Consider the following 14,021-nt stretch of genomic DNA (forward strand, 5'->3'; position numbering starts at 1 on the left):
GGACGCTTCCGGCACCTGGCAGGTCGCAGCTCCCGAACCGCTGATATCTGCATTTTACCACCCGCGCTCGTTTGCGGGACTGGATAGGAGATACACATGCTGAATTCCGTTTCCCTGACATTTCCCGATGGCTCCGTGCGTGACTACGACGCAGCGATGACCGGCGCCGGGCTTGCCGAATCGATTTCGAAGTCGCTGGCCAAAAAGGCCGTGGCCTACGCCATCGACGGCACCGTGCGCGACCTCAGTGATCCCCTCGGCAAATCCGGCAAGGTCGAGATCATCACCCGCGAAGACCCGCGCGCGCTGGAACTCATCCGCCATGACACCGCACACGTGCTGGCGGAAGCCGTTCAGGAGATATGGCCGGGAACGCAGGTGACCATCGGGCCGGTGATCGAGAACGGATTCTATTACGACTTTGCCCGCAACGAGCCGTTCACCCCCGACGATTTCCCGGTGATCGAGAAGAAGATGCGCGAGATCATCGCGCGCAACAGGCCGTTCACAAAGGAGGTCTGGTCGCGCGACAAGGCAAAAAAGGTCTTTGCCGACAAGGGCGAGCGCTACAAGCTCGAACTGATCGACGCCATTCCCGAGGATCAGGATCTCAAGATCTATGCGCAGGGAGACTGGTTCGACCTCTGCCGTGGTCCGCACATGGCCTCGACCGGCCAGATCGGCAACGCCTTCAAGCTGATGAAGGTGGCCGGTGCCTATTGGCGCGGCGACTCGAACAACCCGATGCTGACACGCATCTATGGCACGGCCTGGGCCGACCAGGCGCAGCTCGAAGCTTACCAGACCATGCTGGAGGAGGCCGAGAAGCGCGACCACCGCAAGCTTGGCCGCGAAATGGATCTTTTCCATTTCCAGGAAGAGGGGCCGGGCGTCGTCTTCTGGCACGCCAAGGGCTGGAAGATGTTCCAGAACCTGGTCAACTACATGCGTCGCCGGCTCGACGAACAGGGCTATCAGGAGGTCAACGCCCCGCAGGTGCTCGACAAGAGTCTGTGGGAGACGTCGGGCCACTGGGGCTGGTACCGCGACGCCATGTTCAAGGTGACGGTCGCCGGCGATGAAACCGACGATGACCGCGTCTTTGCGCTAAAGCCGATGAATTGCCCGGGCCACGTGCAGATATTCAAGCATGGGTTGAAGTCTTACCGCGATCTGCCCGTTAAACTTGCGGAATTCGGCAATGTGCATCGCTATGAACCGTCGGGCGCGCTGCACGGGCTGATGCGCGTGCGCGGCTTCACGCAGGACGATGCCCATATCTTCTGCACCGAGGAACAGCTGGCGTCGGAGTGCCTGCGCATCAACGACCTGATCCTGTCGACCTATGCCGATTTCGGTTTCGACGAAATCAGCGTCAAGCTGTCGACGCGGCCGGACAAACGCGTCGGCACTGACGAGGCCTGGGATCATGCCGAGGCGATCATGGGCAGCGTGCTGGAGACGATCAGGACGCGCTCCGGCAATCGGATCAAGACGTCGATCAATCCGGGCGAGGGCGCCTTCTACGGGCCGAAGTTCGAATATGTGCTGAAGGATGCCATCGGGCGCGAATGGCAGTGCGGCACGACGCAGGTCGATTTCAACCTGCCGGAACGTTTTGGCGCCTTCTATATCGGCTCGGATTCGGAGAAGAAGCAGCCCGTCATGGTGCACCGCGCCATCTGCGGTTCGATGGAGCGTTTCCTCGGCATCCTGATCGAGAACTATTCCGGCCATTTCCCGCTATGGTTCGCGCCGTTGCAGGTGGTGGTGGCGACGATCACTTCAGACGCCGACAGCTATGCGAACGAGGTCGTGGCGAAGCTGAAAGCCGCCGGGCTGTTGGCGGAAGCCGACCTACGCAACGAGAAGATCAACTACAAGGTCCGCGAACACTCGCTGGCCAAGGTGCCGGTCATCCTCGTCTGTGGCAAGCGCGAGGCGGAGGAGCAGACGGTCAATATCCGCCGGCTCGGCTCGCGCGACCAGGAATCGCTCGGTCTTGCCGAAGCGATCGAACGGCTGACCGACGAAGCGATCACACCTGATCGGCGCCGCAAGCGCGCTGCTTGATCAGAGCGTTCTCGATCGAATGGCGGTGGAGCGATCCACCGCCATTTTCATATCCCTGTCACGGCGACGTTGTACCGAAACGCTATGCTCAAGCTGAAATTGCGCGAACGACCATTTCCCGAGCTTTCCTATGCCAATCCGCACCAGCCGGCTCTGGCGCGCTGGTTCATTCATTCAGTGGAAGGCCTTTCGGGCCGCGACCGGTTCGCCGCGCTCTATGAATTCTGGCGCCATCAGGTTGTGCCGACCGGCGAGCGTGTGTTCAGCCGCATGCTGGACCTCATCGATGTGGGTGTGCGAACCCCCGATCAATGGCCGCCCGTGCAATTGCCCGACACGCCGCTGGTGATCATTGCCAACCATCCCTTCGGCATTGGCGACGGCATCGCCGTGCTCTCACTGGCAGAGCAACTCGGGCGACCTTTCCGCGTGATGATCCACAAGGATCTGCTCAGGATTCGCGAGATGGGGCCTTATTCGCTGCCAATCGACTTTTCCGAGACCAAGGACGCGGTGAAGAACAACATGGCGGTGCGCCATGAGGCGGTGCGGCTGCTGAAGGAGGGCGTCACCATCGTGGTGTTTCCGGCCGGTGGCGTCGCCACCGCGCCAAAGGGTTTTGGCCGCGCGCGCGACCTGCCATGGAAGATGTTTCCGGCCCGTCTCGTCCAGGAAGCCAAGGCCTCGGTCATTCCCATGCATTTCTCCGGCCAGAACGGCAGGCTTTTCCATCTGGTCAGTGGCCCGATGAACATGGCCGAGCGCGACGGCCGTGTGGCCAAATTCGTCGGCAAAGCCTCGCTGACCTTGCGCACCTCGCTGCTCATCCGTGAATTCGCGCGACTGTCCGGCAAGGCGATCGAGGTGCGCGTCGGCAATGTGCTCAGCTGGAGCGAATTGGAACCGTTGCGCGACCGCAAAACGTTGCTCGATCGCTTGTATCGCGGCGTGTTCGACCTAGCGCCAGAGCTGCCACGTCGGCGCATCCCCTTCCTGCCGGCCCGAACCAAGCTCGCCGCCTAAAGGCTAATCGGCGCCTTCTTCCGGATCCATGGCCGCCGCTTCGGTGGCGAGAACCTCGATCTCCTGATTCTGCCCGCCAACGACCGTGAAATCCTTCTGGTAGATCCGGTCGCGGTTTTTGGCGATGATTGTGTAATCGCCTTCGGCCAGCACCATGGAGGCGAAGGCGCCGACGGTTTCCTTGATTGGATCGCCGGATTCGTTGAGCAGCGACCAGGAGGTGTCGGCGATCGCTTCGCCACCCGCCTCGCGCACCAGCTTCATCGTGATCTCGGCGGCGTGATGCTCGACGGTGGCTTCGGTCAGCTTGCCGGCCTCGACGCGGATGTCGGATCGGATGACGGCGTTGACCGCGCCATAGGTGGAGACGACATGGTAGATGCCGGCGTTGAGCCGCACGACGCTGTTGGGTTCGACATCGGGAATGACCAGCGCACGGTCGCCATTGGCCTTGGCGGTGCCCTCATAGATCGAAAAACGCAGTTTCTTCGGCGGAATGCGCACGCCGCCGGACAGGACCGCGTCGAGCTTCAAGCCGCCGGCATCGAGCACCAGGCTTTCTCGCTTGGCGTCCTTGCCGACGGTGATGCGCTTGGTGGCGCCGGCGCGACCGTAGGAGGCGTGGACCAGATAGCTACCGGGTTCGAGCTGGAAGACGGCGCTGCCGCCATGCGCGGAGGCCACCATCGGCAATTTGCCGTTGACGGCTTCAGGCTTGAAGACGCGCCAGACGAGACCTCGGGTGATGTCGGTGCCTTTGTCGGTCAACTGGGCCGACAGGGTGATGGCGCCACCGCCGCCAAGCGCCAGCGGGGTTTCGCTCTTGGGCGTCGCATAGCTCGAAATTCCGGGAAGTTTCAGGTCGCCGACGCCATCCTTTTCCTGCGCAACAGCCATGGAGACCGGCAGCAGGAACAGCGCGGCGCAGAGCCGGACCAGGAAAAGACGCAGTCGCCCCTCAAACATGCCTTGCGTTGAAGCCCATGGCGGTGGCAATTTCAAGGCTTAAGAGTCCGATCCATGACTCTTCACCCCGGCGCCAGCGCGCCTTTGCCCGAGCCGCCCGAATTCGCGATGGTGCGCTTCAGCTCAAGACAGAGTGTTTTAGGAGACTTGCGCCCATGGCGTCGCCGATCATCGACTTCCTGCTGACCCGAAATTCCGCACCGATTCCCGACCTCAGGGAGCCGGCGCCCGGCGACGCCGATATCGCGACGATGATTGCCGCCGCCACACGCGTGCCCGACCATGGACGGCTCGAACCCTGGCGTTTCATCCTCTATCGCGGCGAGGCCCGCATCGAGATCGGCAAAAAGCTGGCGGCTCTGGCCGAAGAGCGGGAGGGGCCGTTGCCGGAAGGCCGTCGCAACCAGGAACTGGCGCGTTTCTCGCGCGCGCCGCTGGTGATCGGTGTCGTGTCTGTTGCCAGGGAAAACCCAAAAATCCCGCAATGGGAGATGTTCCTGTCCGGAGGCATGGCGGCGATGAACCTTATGATCGCGGCCAATGCGCTGGGCTATGGCACCAACATGATCAGCAACTGGTATGCCGATGTGCCGGAGGGCAGGGCGATTCTCGGACTGGCGCCGCAGGAGCGCGTCGTCGGTTTTATTCATATCGGCTCCTATGCCGGGCCGGCACCGGAGCGGCCACGGCCCGATCCGGCCAAGCTCTATGCCGATTACGCCGGGCCTTGGGCGGGCTGAATGTTCTACGAACCGTCCAAGGGGCACGGGTTGCCGCACGATCCTTCGAAGGCGATCGTTGCGCCGCGCCCGATCGGCTGGATATCGACGCTGAACAAGGCCGGCGAGATCAATCTCGCGCCATATTCCTTCTTCAATGCCGTCTCGACCCGGCCTTTCATCGTCTGGTTTTCCTCCGAGGGCGAGAAGGACAGCGCTTCCTTCGCCCAGGAAACCGGCGAGTTCGTCGCGAATCTGGTCAGCCGCGACCTTGCGGAGAAGATGAACTACACGTCCGTCGACGCACCGCGTGGCGTCAACGAGTTCGTCTATGCCGATCTCGCCATGGTGCCCTCGCGTCTCGTCAAGCCACCGCGCGTGGCGGCGGCACCCGCGGCGCTCGAATGCCGGGTGACGGAAGTGTTTCGTCCAAAGGCGCTGGACGGATCGCCGACGAGCGCCTTCGTCGTCGTCGGTGAGGTGATCGGCGTGCACATCGACGATGCTTTCCTGAAAGACGGCCTGTTCGACATCACCAAGGCCGGCAATGTCGCTCGTCTCGGCTACATGGACTATGCCAGCGTCGATGAGGTCTTTTCGATGCGCCGGCCGCGCTGGGGCAAGGAATAAGGCTCCGAACTCGGTCCGTTACTGTGCCTTGCCGGCGCTCGTCCGCCGCCGGGCCGTCATGACGGCGCGCACATAGCCGGGCTCTCCGATCCGAATGCTTCCGTCAGGGAGGCCGAGTATACGGTCGAGGGCGATCTCGTAGAGCCTGACGCGTTTCTCCAAAACTTCGATCGCGATTTCCATGTCTGCGTCGCCGCCGCCGGTGATCGCCTTGGCGACGACATCATGCGTGGCCATGCCGAACTGCATGACGATGTCGGCGACACCCTCCGGGTCGAAGGTCCTGAAGGTGCCGTCTTCGACACCTTGCCGGATGATCTTGACCAGCAGGGGCGAAAACGATGCGCTGGCCGCCAGGTTGATGCGGTGGAAGAGCACGAGGTTCTCCGGCCGGAACAGGGTCTCGAAGAGCGCCCAGGCCTCCGGTGCGGTCTCGATCTTGGCCTGGCGCGATTGTGCGAGCAGCGCGTTCAGGCGAGCGAGCGGGTCGAGCCCGGGATCGCCAAGTATGCCCTTGACCCCAGCCAGTGCTTGTCTGGCGAACCGCTCGGCCAGTGCTTCCAGAAGGGCCTCCTTGGAAGCGAAGTAGTGATAAAAAGCCCCCTTCGAGATGCCGGCGGACGCAATCACATCGTTGAGGCTCGCTTTGTCGTAGCCTCGCGTCAGGAACAGGACCTGAGCATGGTCCAGCAGTTCTTCTCGTCTGAGCTCGGGATGCTTGATGACACGGGGCATGACGAACTTTCTGCACGCGATCACCGTCCTCGTCCAGTGGGGGCGCCAAGGGTCAGCTTGAATCATAGACCATTGGTCGGTATAATAGACTGATGGTCTATTTTAGCCAATGCCAGCACAGGCATACAGCGGAAAGGCGATCATGATCTCCAAATTGGTCCTGCAGACATTCCTCTGGTTCGGCGTCATGGGCGCGTTGCTGTTCCTGGCGGCCGGCACGCTGCACTGGCCCGGGGCGTGGGTCTATCTGGTGGTGATGGTGGTGCTCAGTCTCACCCTGGGCGTGGCGCTGGCCCGGCGTGACCCCGGCCTGATGAATGAGCGGCTGAGCCCTCCCATCCAGAAGAATCAGACGGCGGCCGACAAGGTTCTGCTGTCCATACTTCTACTTGCCATCCTTGGCTGGCAGATATTCATGGGATTCGACTTCCGTTTCGGCTGGTCGGCGGTTCCCGTCTGGGTACAGGTGATTGGCGCCGCCGTGGTGCTACTCAGTATCTGGATCTGCTACCTGACCATGCTGGAGAACAGTTTCGCGGCACCGGTCGTCAAAATCCAGGACGAGCGCGGACAGCGCGTGATCACCACCGGCCCCTACAGCTACGTCCGCCATCCCATGTATGCCGGCGCCATCCTCTTTTTCGCCGGCACGGCACTCCTGCTTGGTTCCTGGTGGGGATTGCTGTCGGTGCTCGTGTTCGTTGTTCTCTTGGGCATCCGCACCTTCATCGAAGAGAAAACGCTTCGCGCTGGTCTGCGCGGCTACGACGACTATGCGGCCCAAGTTCGCTACCGCCTGATTCCGAGGGTCTGGTAGCGGTCAGGCGGAAACCCCGGCGGCCTTTGCTCGCGCCAGAAGCCGTTCGGCCAGCCGCAGGTGCGGGCGGTCGAACATCTTGCCGTCGATGCCGACGACGCCGGGATTTCCCGCTGCCTCGAACGCCGCCACGATGGCGGCCGACTGTTTCACCGCTGCGGCCGAGGGCGTGAAGGCGGCGTTGATGACGGGCACCTGATCTGGATGGATTGCCATCTTGCCGGTGAAACCATCGCGCTCGGCCTCGGCGCACTCCACAGCAAAGGCCGCCATGTCGCGAAAGTTCGGAAACACGGTGTCGATCGCGGCAACCTCTGCGGCCCCGGCCGCGAGGATGGTCGTCAGGCGGGCGTGACGGAAGACGTCGGTGTAGCGGCCGTGCTCGTCGCGGGCCGCACGCGCGCCGATCGCGGCCGACAGGTCTTCCGCGCCCCAGGTCAGGCCGGCAAGCCGCGCGCTTGTCCCGGCGTAGGTCGCCGCCGCCAGCACGCCCGCCGGAGTTTCGGTGATGATGGGCAGGATTTTTATCGAACCGTCGGGCAGATCGTTCTCGGCTTCGCGGACCCTGAGCTTGGCCGCGAGCTGCTGCACGTCCTGGCCGCTGTTCGATTTTGGCAGCATGATGCCGTGGGGCTTTGCCGGAACGAGTTTGACAAGATCATCGTCCGTCATCCCGGTCGCGAGATCGTTGACCCTGACATAGATTGCCGAGCTGGTTTGCCCCCCGCGTTCGAGGATGAAGCGCGCCGCGATCTCGCGCGCATGCGCCTTGTTCTGCGACGCCACGGAGTCCTCAAGATCGACGATGACCACGTCGGCCCCGGCGCCAAATCCCTTTTCCAGCTTCCGCTCGGAATCGCCGGGAACGAAGAGCAGCGAGCGCATCAGGCCGCCTTCTTCAGCATCATCGCTTGCCTTGTGCATTTGGCGACCAGATCGCCATGCTGATTGTAGGCGCGGTGCTCGAATTCGACGATGCCGCGGTCGGGCTTCGATTTGGACTCGCGCACCGAGACGACAGATGTTTCGACGCGGATGGTGTCGCCGTGGAAGACCGGATGTGGAAACACGGTTTCCTTCATACCGAGATTGGCGATAGTGGTGCCGACCGTGATGTCGTTGACCGAGATGCCGATCATCAGGCCGAGCGTGAACAGAGAGTTGACCAGCGGCTTGCCCCATTCGCTCTTGGCGGCGAAATCAAAGTCGATATGCAGCGGCTGCGGGTTCAGCGTCATCACCGAAAACAGCATGTTGTCGCTCTCGGTGACGGTCTTGCGCAGCGTGTGCTGGAAGACATGGCCGACTACAAACTCTTCGAGATATAGCCCGGCCATTTCCGTCTCCTGCGCTGTCTGACGGTTGATAGGCGCTGCATCCAGCGCTCGCAAGCCAGTTAATGAACATGGTGAACCGTTCGTAAACCATTTCTGCCTACCGTCGTCAGCGGGGTCGGAAACCCTCCGGCAAGGGGCGTAAGCAGACGGCATGGTTGTTGTTTCGCATTTCCTGAAATGGATCTACACGGCCAGGGTGTCGGAGCGCGCCGCCGCGGCCAATGCGCTGGCCCGGGCCTATGTCAATTCGGAATTGCCATTCGAAGACCGCTGCGCCGCCGAAGCGGCGCTGACGCTGCTGCTCGACGATGCCTCGTCGAAAGTGCGGCTGGCGATGGCGGAAGCGCTCTCGATGAGCCACCACGCGCCGCTGCAGATCATCAGTGTGCTTGCCGCCGACCAGCCGGAAGTCGCCGGTGTCGTGCTGGCGCGCTCGCCGCTGCTTACCGACGCCGATCTGATCAACCGCGTGGCGGCGAGCCAGAAGGCAACGCAGAAACTGATCGCCGACCGGTCTGTAGTCTCGATGGCGCTGTCGGCGGCCATCGCCGAGATCGGCGAGGCGGAGGCCTGCGCCGTGCTTCTGGCCAACACCGGCGCCGACATCGCTTCCCTCAGCTTTCGCCGCATGGCGGAACGCCACGGACATCTGCCTCTGGTGCGCGAGGCGCTGATATCGGATATCAGGCTGCCTGCCGACTGCCGGCATATGCTGCTCATCAAGCTCGGCGAGACGTTGAAGACATCGCCGCTGGTCATGGCGTTGATGGGAGCCGCGCGTGCCGACCGCGTCATGCGGGACGCCTGCGTCAAGGCCTCGGTGACGCTGATCGAGGGCACGCGCCAGGAAGAGCACGCGGCGTTGATCGAGCACCTCAGGCTACGCGGCGATCTCACCGCGAGCTTCCTGATCCGTACCATCGCGCACGGCAAGGTCGATTTCTTCGGCTCGGCGCTGGTCGCGCTCAGCCAGCAGTCCGAACCGCGGGTGAGGGCGCTGCTGGCAGGCGGGCACGATGTGGCCTTGCAAGCGCTGTTCCGAAGTGCCGGCCTAGCTGCCGCCACGCATGCGGTCATCCTGCGCGCCCTGAAGATCTGGCGTGAGGTCGCCAACGGCAAGCGCGTCGCCGGCGTTCAGGAAGTCAGCTGGCTGATGCTCAAGGAACTGGGTGGGCAATCCGCCGAAGGCGATCTTGCCGTCCTGGTCAAGTCGATCCACCTTGATGCCTTGCGCGAAAACGCACGCGGCCATGCGCTGGCGATCGCTGCTGCCTGAAGCGCGTGGCCTCGAAACGGAGTTATGGGACGCGCTTCAGGTTTTTTGTTTTGATGCATGTCGTTCTCCCAAAACCGAGGTCACTTTTGGGCGACATGCATTAAGTTTTATCTCTCGCGAAGAAATCCGGGAAATCCTCCATCGCCGCGGCGATAATGCGCAGGGACGCTGCGATCTGCAGCATGTCCCCGGTGGCGTTCCGCTGGGCAATGCCTGCAGCATACTGCCTAGCGACGGCGACGGTCGCTGTTTGTGGATCGCCAGGGGCACGGAAAAGCAGCTCGCGCGCCAATCCCCTGAGGAAGTTGGCGATTGAAAGCGTGGTTTCCGACGGGATGGCATGGTTTTGGCTGGCCGTGCGCAGCCTCAGGATTTCCAGGCCGACTGTGACGGAGGCGACGCCGCCGCCCAGCACCGCCTCGCCCTTCCTGCCGGAATTCTGCACCAGCGGCATCAACTGATTGACCCGGTCATAAGCGAGGCTCTCGAAGGCTGAACGCCTCGGCACGCGCTCGTGCAGGCAAAGCCGTGCCAGATCCTCGCGCATGGCCCGCACGATGCGGTCGGCCGCGAGCCATGGATCCGCTGGCAATACGACGATGAAGACGCCGATCGCCAGCAGGATGCCAACCAGGATCGATGCCGAGCCGGCGAAGAAGGGGCCGGGATCGTAGGTCATTGCCTGGTGCGGGCTGAGGAAGGCCAGGAAATTGATGGCGAAGGCCGTCGCCACGCCGACATAGCGCGGATTGGCCATGGCGAGTGCCGCCGGCACCATGATGGGCACGACGAACAGCATGAACCAGCCGAAGCCGGGCAGAGCGGGGAGCGCGATCTGACCGACGAGAAAAGCAAAGGGCAGAGCGAGCAGCGTTCCCTTGAAGAACCCCCAGGATACCTGCACGGGGTCGGGGCGAGCGGCAAACAGGCTCGACACGACGGCAACGAGGATGACGGTGCCGGCTGCTTCCGACCACTTCGTCGTCAGCCAGAATGCCGCGACGAGCAGCGTGGCAACGGCCGCGCGGATGGCGTTGCGCGCAGCACCGGGATAGTCGCGATGCACCACCAGGGCCGGCTGCTGGCCGCCGGGACCTGGACGGCGGGTGGCCGGCGCGCGCAAGGCGTCGAGGCCACGCAGCACCTGTTTCAGCGCCTCGGCGAAATCGGCTGCTATTGTGAGGCGTGTGATTGTGCCGATCCTGTCCTCACCCTGGTCGGTCGAAGCATCGGGCATTTGCCGGGCCTTGGCGGAGATTGCGTCGAGTCGCGCCAACCAGGGCGAGGTATCGTCCAGCGCTCCCGGCTTGGCTGCCAGTTCGCTGACAAGGGCCTGCAGCTCCGAGCGTACCGGGATGAGGGCCGCGTTTTTCGGAGCGCTATGCGAATGGAGCGCGCGCGCGGCCGAAAGAGCCGAAAGCAGCTGTCCGATGGTGCGCCGCACGGGATGCGCGCGCGGCGCGAAGCTCGGCGCCTCCAGCCTTGCATAGGCGCGCATCTCGCCGAGCGTCTGCGTATCGGCGACAAGCTTTCGGTGCAGACCGATGAGTGTTGTCCGGTCGCCGCCGGAGAACGCACCGCCGGCATAAGTGGCGAGGTCGAGAATGCAGCGTTTCAGCCGCGAAATGATAGCGTCGCTGGCCAGTCTCGGCAGGATCAGCCGGCTGGTGAGGCCGGCGCAGACGATGCCGAGCACGATCTCGGCACAGCGCGCGACCGCGAGGTCAACGACCAGATGCGGTTGTCCGAAAGCGGGCAGGCCGATGATCATGGCTGTGTAGCCGGCAAGCGCAGCGCCATAGGCTTCTGGATTGCGCAGCAGCGACGAGACGAAGGTGCAAATGCCAATCCAGACGGCAAGCACCGTCACCAGAATCCAGGGGCCGGCTCCGAACGCGGTGGTGATGCCGATTGCCGCGATACCCCCTGCAAGCGTGCCGAGCAGCCGGTAGAAGCCTTTCGCCAGCACCATGCCGGCAACCGGCTGGGCGACGATGAACACCGTCATCATCGCCCATTGCGGATGGTCGAGCTTCAGCGCATAGGCGACGAGAAGCGCGATCATGCCAGCCGAAACGGTGCGCAGGGCGAAGATCCAGTCGGAGCGCGTCGGTTGCGTCAGCCCGGCCAGGCCCGTCTCGAAATAGGTTTTCAGCCGCGCCCAGGTCACATGCTGGTCTCCATGTCAGGAACGCAAGCTAAACTCGCCAGCGGCTAGATATCCAGCACTTCCGTCTCGGCGAATTCGGCGCGTTCCTGGATGAAGCGGAAGCGAGCCTCAGGCTTGGTACCCATCAGCGCATCGACCGCATCCTTGGTCGCAGCCTCGGCGTCGATCACATCGACCCTAAGCAGCGTGCGCTTCCTCGGGTCCATGGTGGTCTCCTTGAGCTGCGAGGCCATCATCTCGCCCAGGCCCTTGAAGCGGCCGAGTTCGACCTTGCCGCGCCCGGTGAATTCGGTGCGCAGAAGCTCGTCCTTGTGCGCGTCGTCGCGGGCATAGGCGACCTTGCCGCCTTGCCTGATCGAATAGAGCGGCGGCACCGCCAGATAGAGATGGCCGCCGCGTACCAGCGCCGGCATCTCTTGATAGAAGAAGGTGATCAGCAGCGAAGCGATGTGGGCGCCGTCGACGTCGGCATCGGTCATGATGATGACGCGGTCGTAACGCAAATCCTCGTCGCGATATTTTGAGCGCGTGCCGCAGCCAAGCGCCTGGATCAGGTCCGATATCTGCTGGTTGGCGGCCAGCTTGTCGTTGCCGGCGCTGGCGACGTTGAGGATTTTGCCGCGCAGCGGCAGGACGGCCTGGCTGGCACGGTCGCGCGCCTGCTTGGCCGAGCCGCCGGCGGAATCGCCTTCGACGATGAAGAGTTCGGCACCTGCCGCCGCGTTCTGCGTGCAGTCGGCGAGCTTGCCCGGCAAGCGCAGCTTGCGCACCGCACTTTTGCGCGACACCTCTTTTTCCTGGCGGCGGCGCACCCGTTCATCGGCACGCGCGATCACCCAGTCGAGCAGCTTCGAGGCTTCCTGCGGATTATCGGCCAGCCAATGGTCGAATGGGTCGCGGATCGCGGTCTCGACGATGCGTATCGCTTCGATCGTCGCCAGCCTGTCCTTGGTCTGGCCGACGAATTCCGGCTCACGGATGAACACCGACAGCATGCCGGCGGCCGAGATCATGACGTCTTCCGAGGTGACGATCGACGCGCGTTTGTTGCCGACGAGGTCGGCATAGGCGCGCAGGCCGCGCGTCAGCACGTTTCGGAAGCCGGCCTCGTGGGTGCCGCCTTCGCCGGTGGGGATTGTATTGCAGTAGGAATTGATGAAGCCGTCGCCGCCGAACCAGGTCACCGCCCATTCGAGCGAGCCATGGCCGCCTTGCCTGTCACTCTTGCCGGCGAAGATTTCGCGCGTCACCTGGAATTCGTCGCCGAGCGACGCTTTCAGATAATCCTTGAGGCCGCCGGGGAAATGGAATTCCGCCTTGGCCGGTGTCTGATCCTTTTCCTTGATCAGGGAGGGATCGCAGGTCCAGCGGATCTCGACGCCGCCGAACAGATAGGCCTTCGAGCGCGTCATGCGGTAGAGCCGCGCCGGTTCGAAAGCCGCGCCCTTGCCGAAGATCTGCTCGTCGGGATGGAAACGGGTCCTGGTGCCGCGGCGGTTGTGCACCTCGCCGAGGTGCTCCAAACCGCTTACCGGAATGCCGCGTGAAAAACGTTGGCGATAGAGCTGACGCCCGCGCGCGACTTCGACCTCGAGATGATCCGACAGGGCGTTGACGACGGAAACCCCGACGCCGTGCAGGCCACCGGAAGTCTCATAGACCTTGGAATCGAATTTGCCGCCCGAATGCAGCGTCGTCATGATCACTTCGAGCGCCGGCTTCTTGAATTTGGGATGCGGATCGACCGGGATGCCGCGGCCATTGTCAGTGACGGTGAGATAGCCGTCGGCCGAAAGCTCGACATCGATGAATGTGGCGTGGCCGGCAACCGCTTCGTCCATCGAATTGTCGATGACCTCGGCGAACAGATGGTGCATCGCCTTGTCGTCGGTGCCGCCGATATACATGCCCGGCCGGCGGCGCACCGGCTCCAGGCCTTCGAGCACCTCGATGTCGGCGGCACTGTAGCCCTCGCTGCCATCCTTGGCTGCGGCCGGGCGTTTGGCGGCCGCTTGCACCAGCGGATCCGCCGGGCGCGCCGGCGTGCGAACCTGTTGCGGCTGTTTCTCCAGGTTGCCGAAAAGATCGTTGTTGTCGTCCATGCCTGCCATAGAGCCCAAGCTGCGAATCACCCCGTCGATACTGCCACGCTTTTCAGCGCCAAGCGACGGAGGTTCCTGTTACGTTCGGGGATTTAACCCCTCTTACCCTAAAACCATTCGATAACCAAGCAGGCGGAAATAGATCGAATGCAACCGCACAAGATTCCCGATTC

12 protein-coding genes are annotated in these 14,021 nt (G+C 63.1%); 6 read left to right on the plus strand and 6 right to left on the minus strand.

From position 1 onward, the window contains the following. The first annotated feature begins 96 nt into the window (after positions 1-96). Positions 97-2,073, plus strand: coding sequence for a threonine--tRNA ligase (gene thrS, locus C7I87_RS18175; protein WP_149905484.1), 1,977 nt, complete (start codon positions 97-99; stop codon positions 2,071-2,073). A gap of 84 nt (positions 2,074-2,157) precedes the next feature. Continuing rightward, a complete protein-coding gene (locus C7I87_RS18180; RefSeq protein ID WP_149905485.1) occupies positions 2,158-3,096 on the plus strand; it encodes a lysophospholipid acyltransferase family protein in 939 nt (312 codons plus the stop codon). Positions 3,097-3,099: 3 nt separating this feature from the next. On the opposite strand, the gene C7I87_RS18185 is transcribed toward C7I87_RS18180, so the two are convergent. Next, positions 3,100-4,062, minus strand: coding sequence for a hypothetical protein (locus tag C7I87_RS18185; protein ID WP_149905486.1), 963 nt, complete (start codon positions 4,060-4,062; stop codon positions 3,100-3,102). A 155-nt stretch (positions 4,063-4,217) separates the two neighbouring features. On the opposite strand from C7I87_RS18185, the gene C7I87_RS18190 reads away from it, so the two are divergent. Both C7I87_RS18190 and C7I87_RS18195 read left to right on the plus strand, forming a co-directional pair. After that, a complete protein-coding gene (locus tag C7I87_RS18190) occupies positions 4,218-4,802 on the plus strand; it encodes a nitroreductase family protein (RefSeq protein WP_149905487.1) in 585 nt (194 codons plus the stop codon). Then, positions 4,803-5,411: a flavin reductase family protein gene (locus C7I87_RS18195; protein ID WP_149905488.1), complete on the plus strand. Its 609-nt coding sequence runs from the start codon at positions 4,803-4,805 to the stop codon at positions 5,409-5,411. It begins immediately after the preceding gene. A gap of 18 nt (positions 5,412-5,429) precedes the next feature. Here the strand turns inward: C7I87_RS18195 and C7I87_RS18200 are convergent, their stop codons facing one another. Next, on the minus strand, positions 5,430-6,146 hold the full coding sequence (locus C7I87_RS18200; RefSeq protein WP_149905489.1) for a TetR/AcrR family transcriptional regulator: 717 nt from the start codon (positions 6,144-6,146) through the stop codon (positions 5,430-5,432). A gap of 142 nt (positions 6,147-6,288) precedes the next feature. Here C7I87_RS18200 and C7I87_RS18205 point away from each other — a divergent pair, with 142 nt between their 5' ends. Continuing rightward, the gene (locus C7I87_RS18205; RefSeq protein ID WP_149905490.1) at positions 6,289-6,963 is read left to right on the plus strand and encodes a methyltransferase family protein; all 675 of its coding nucleotides are present in this window, start codon (positions 6,289-6,291) and stop codon (positions 6,961-6,963) included. 3 nt (positions 6,964-6,966) lie between these two features. On the opposite strand, the gene C7I87_RS18210 is transcribed toward C7I87_RS18205, so the two are convergent. Further along, on the minus strand, positions 6,967-7,848 hold the full coding sequence (locus C7I87_RS18210; RefSeq protein ID WP_149905491.1) for an HpcH/HpaI aldolase/citrate lyase family protein: 882 nt from the start codon (positions 7,846-7,848) through the stop codon (positions 6,967-6,969). After that, positions 7,848-8,300 (minus strand): MaoC family dehydratase, encoded by a 453-nt coding sequence (locus C7I87_RS18215; protein WP_149905492.1) that lies wholly within the window; start codon positions 8,298-8,300, stop codon positions 7,848-7,850. The genes C7I87_RS18210 and C7I87_RS18215 overlap by 1 nt, the downstream gene beginning before the upstream one ends. 151 nt (positions 8,301-8,451) lie before the next feature. On the opposite strand from C7I87_RS18215, the gene C7I87_RS18220 reads away from it, so the two are divergent. After that, positions 8,452-9,576 (plus strand): DUF2336 domain-containing protein, encoded by a 1,125-nt coding sequence (locus C7I87_RS18220; RefSeq protein ID WP_149905493.1) that lies wholly within the window; start codon positions 8,452-8,454, stop codon positions 9,574-9,576. 100 nt (positions 9,577-9,676) lie between these two features. On the opposite strand, the gene C7I87_RS18225 is transcribed toward C7I87_RS18220, so the two are convergent. Then, a complete protein-coding gene (locus tag C7I87_RS18225) occupies positions 9,677-11,746 on the minus strand; it encodes an FUSC family protein (protein WP_149905494.1) in 2,070 nt (689 codons plus the stop codon). Between the two features lie 44 nt (positions 11,747-11,790). Further along, positions 11,791-13,848, minus strand: a complete 2,058-nt coding sequence (parE, locus tag C7I87_RS18230) for a DNA topoisomerase IV subunit B (RefSeq protein ID WP_149905495.1) — start codon at positions 13,846-13,848, stop codon at positions 11,791-11,793. Between the last annotated feature and the right edge of the window lie 173 nt (positions 13,849-14,021).

It is taken from the genome of Mesorhizobium sp. SARCC-RB16n (genome assembly GCF_008520305.1).
In the GTDB taxonomy this organism is placed as follows: domain Bacteria; phylum Pseudomonadota; class Alphaproteobacteria; order Rhizobiales; family Rhizobiaceae; genus Mesorhizobium.

What these genes read in the sequence shown, in the direction of transcription:
- thrS (WP_149905484.1), top strand. Translation starts at nt 97, where the DNA reads ATGCTGAATTCCGTTTCCCTGACATTTCCCGATGGCTCCGTGCGTGAC.
- C7I87_RS18180 (WP_149905485.1), top strand. Translation starts at nt 2,158, where the DNA reads ATGCTCAAGCTGAAATTGCGCGAACGACCATTTCCCGAGCTTTCCTAT.
- C7I87_RS18185 (WP_149905486.1), bottom strand. Translation starts at nt 4,062, where the DNA reads ATGTTTGAGGGGCGACTGCGTCTTTTCCTGGTCCGGCTCTGCGCCGCG.
- C7I87_RS18190 (WP_149905487.1), top strand. Translation starts at nt 4,218, where the DNA reads ATGGCGTCGCCGATCATCGACTTCCTGCTGACCCGAAATTCCGCACCG.
- C7I87_RS18195 (WP_149905488.1), top strand. Translation starts at nt 4,803, where the DNA reads ATGTTCTACGAACCGTCCAAGGGGCACGGGTTGCCGCACGATCCTTCG.
- C7I87_RS18200 (WP_149905489.1), bottom strand. Translation starts at nt 6,146, where the DNA reads ATGCCCCGTGTCATCAAGCATCCCGAGCTCAGACGAGAAGAACTGCTG.
- C7I87_RS18205 (WP_149905490.1), top strand. Translation starts at nt 6,289, where the DNA reads ATGATCTCCAAATTGGTCCTGCAGACATTCCTCTGGTTCGGCGTCATG.
- C7I87_RS18210 (WP_149905491.1), bottom strand. Translation starts at nt 7,848, where the DNA reads ATGCGCTCGCTGCTCTTCGTTCCCGGCGATTCCGAGCGGAAGCTGGAA.
- C7I87_RS18215 (WP_149905492.1), bottom strand. Translation starts at nt 8,300, where the DNA reads ATGGCCGGGCTATATCTCGAAGAGTTTGTAGTCGGCCATGTCTTCCAG.
- C7I87_RS18220 (WP_149905493.1), top strand. Translation starts at nt 8,452, where the DNA reads ATGGTTGTTGTTTCGCATTTCCTGAAATGGATCTACACGGCCAGGGTG.
- parE (WP_149905495.1), bottom strand. Translation starts at nt 13,848, where the DNA reads ATGGACGACAACAACGATCTTTTCGGCAACCTGGAGAAACAGCCGCAA.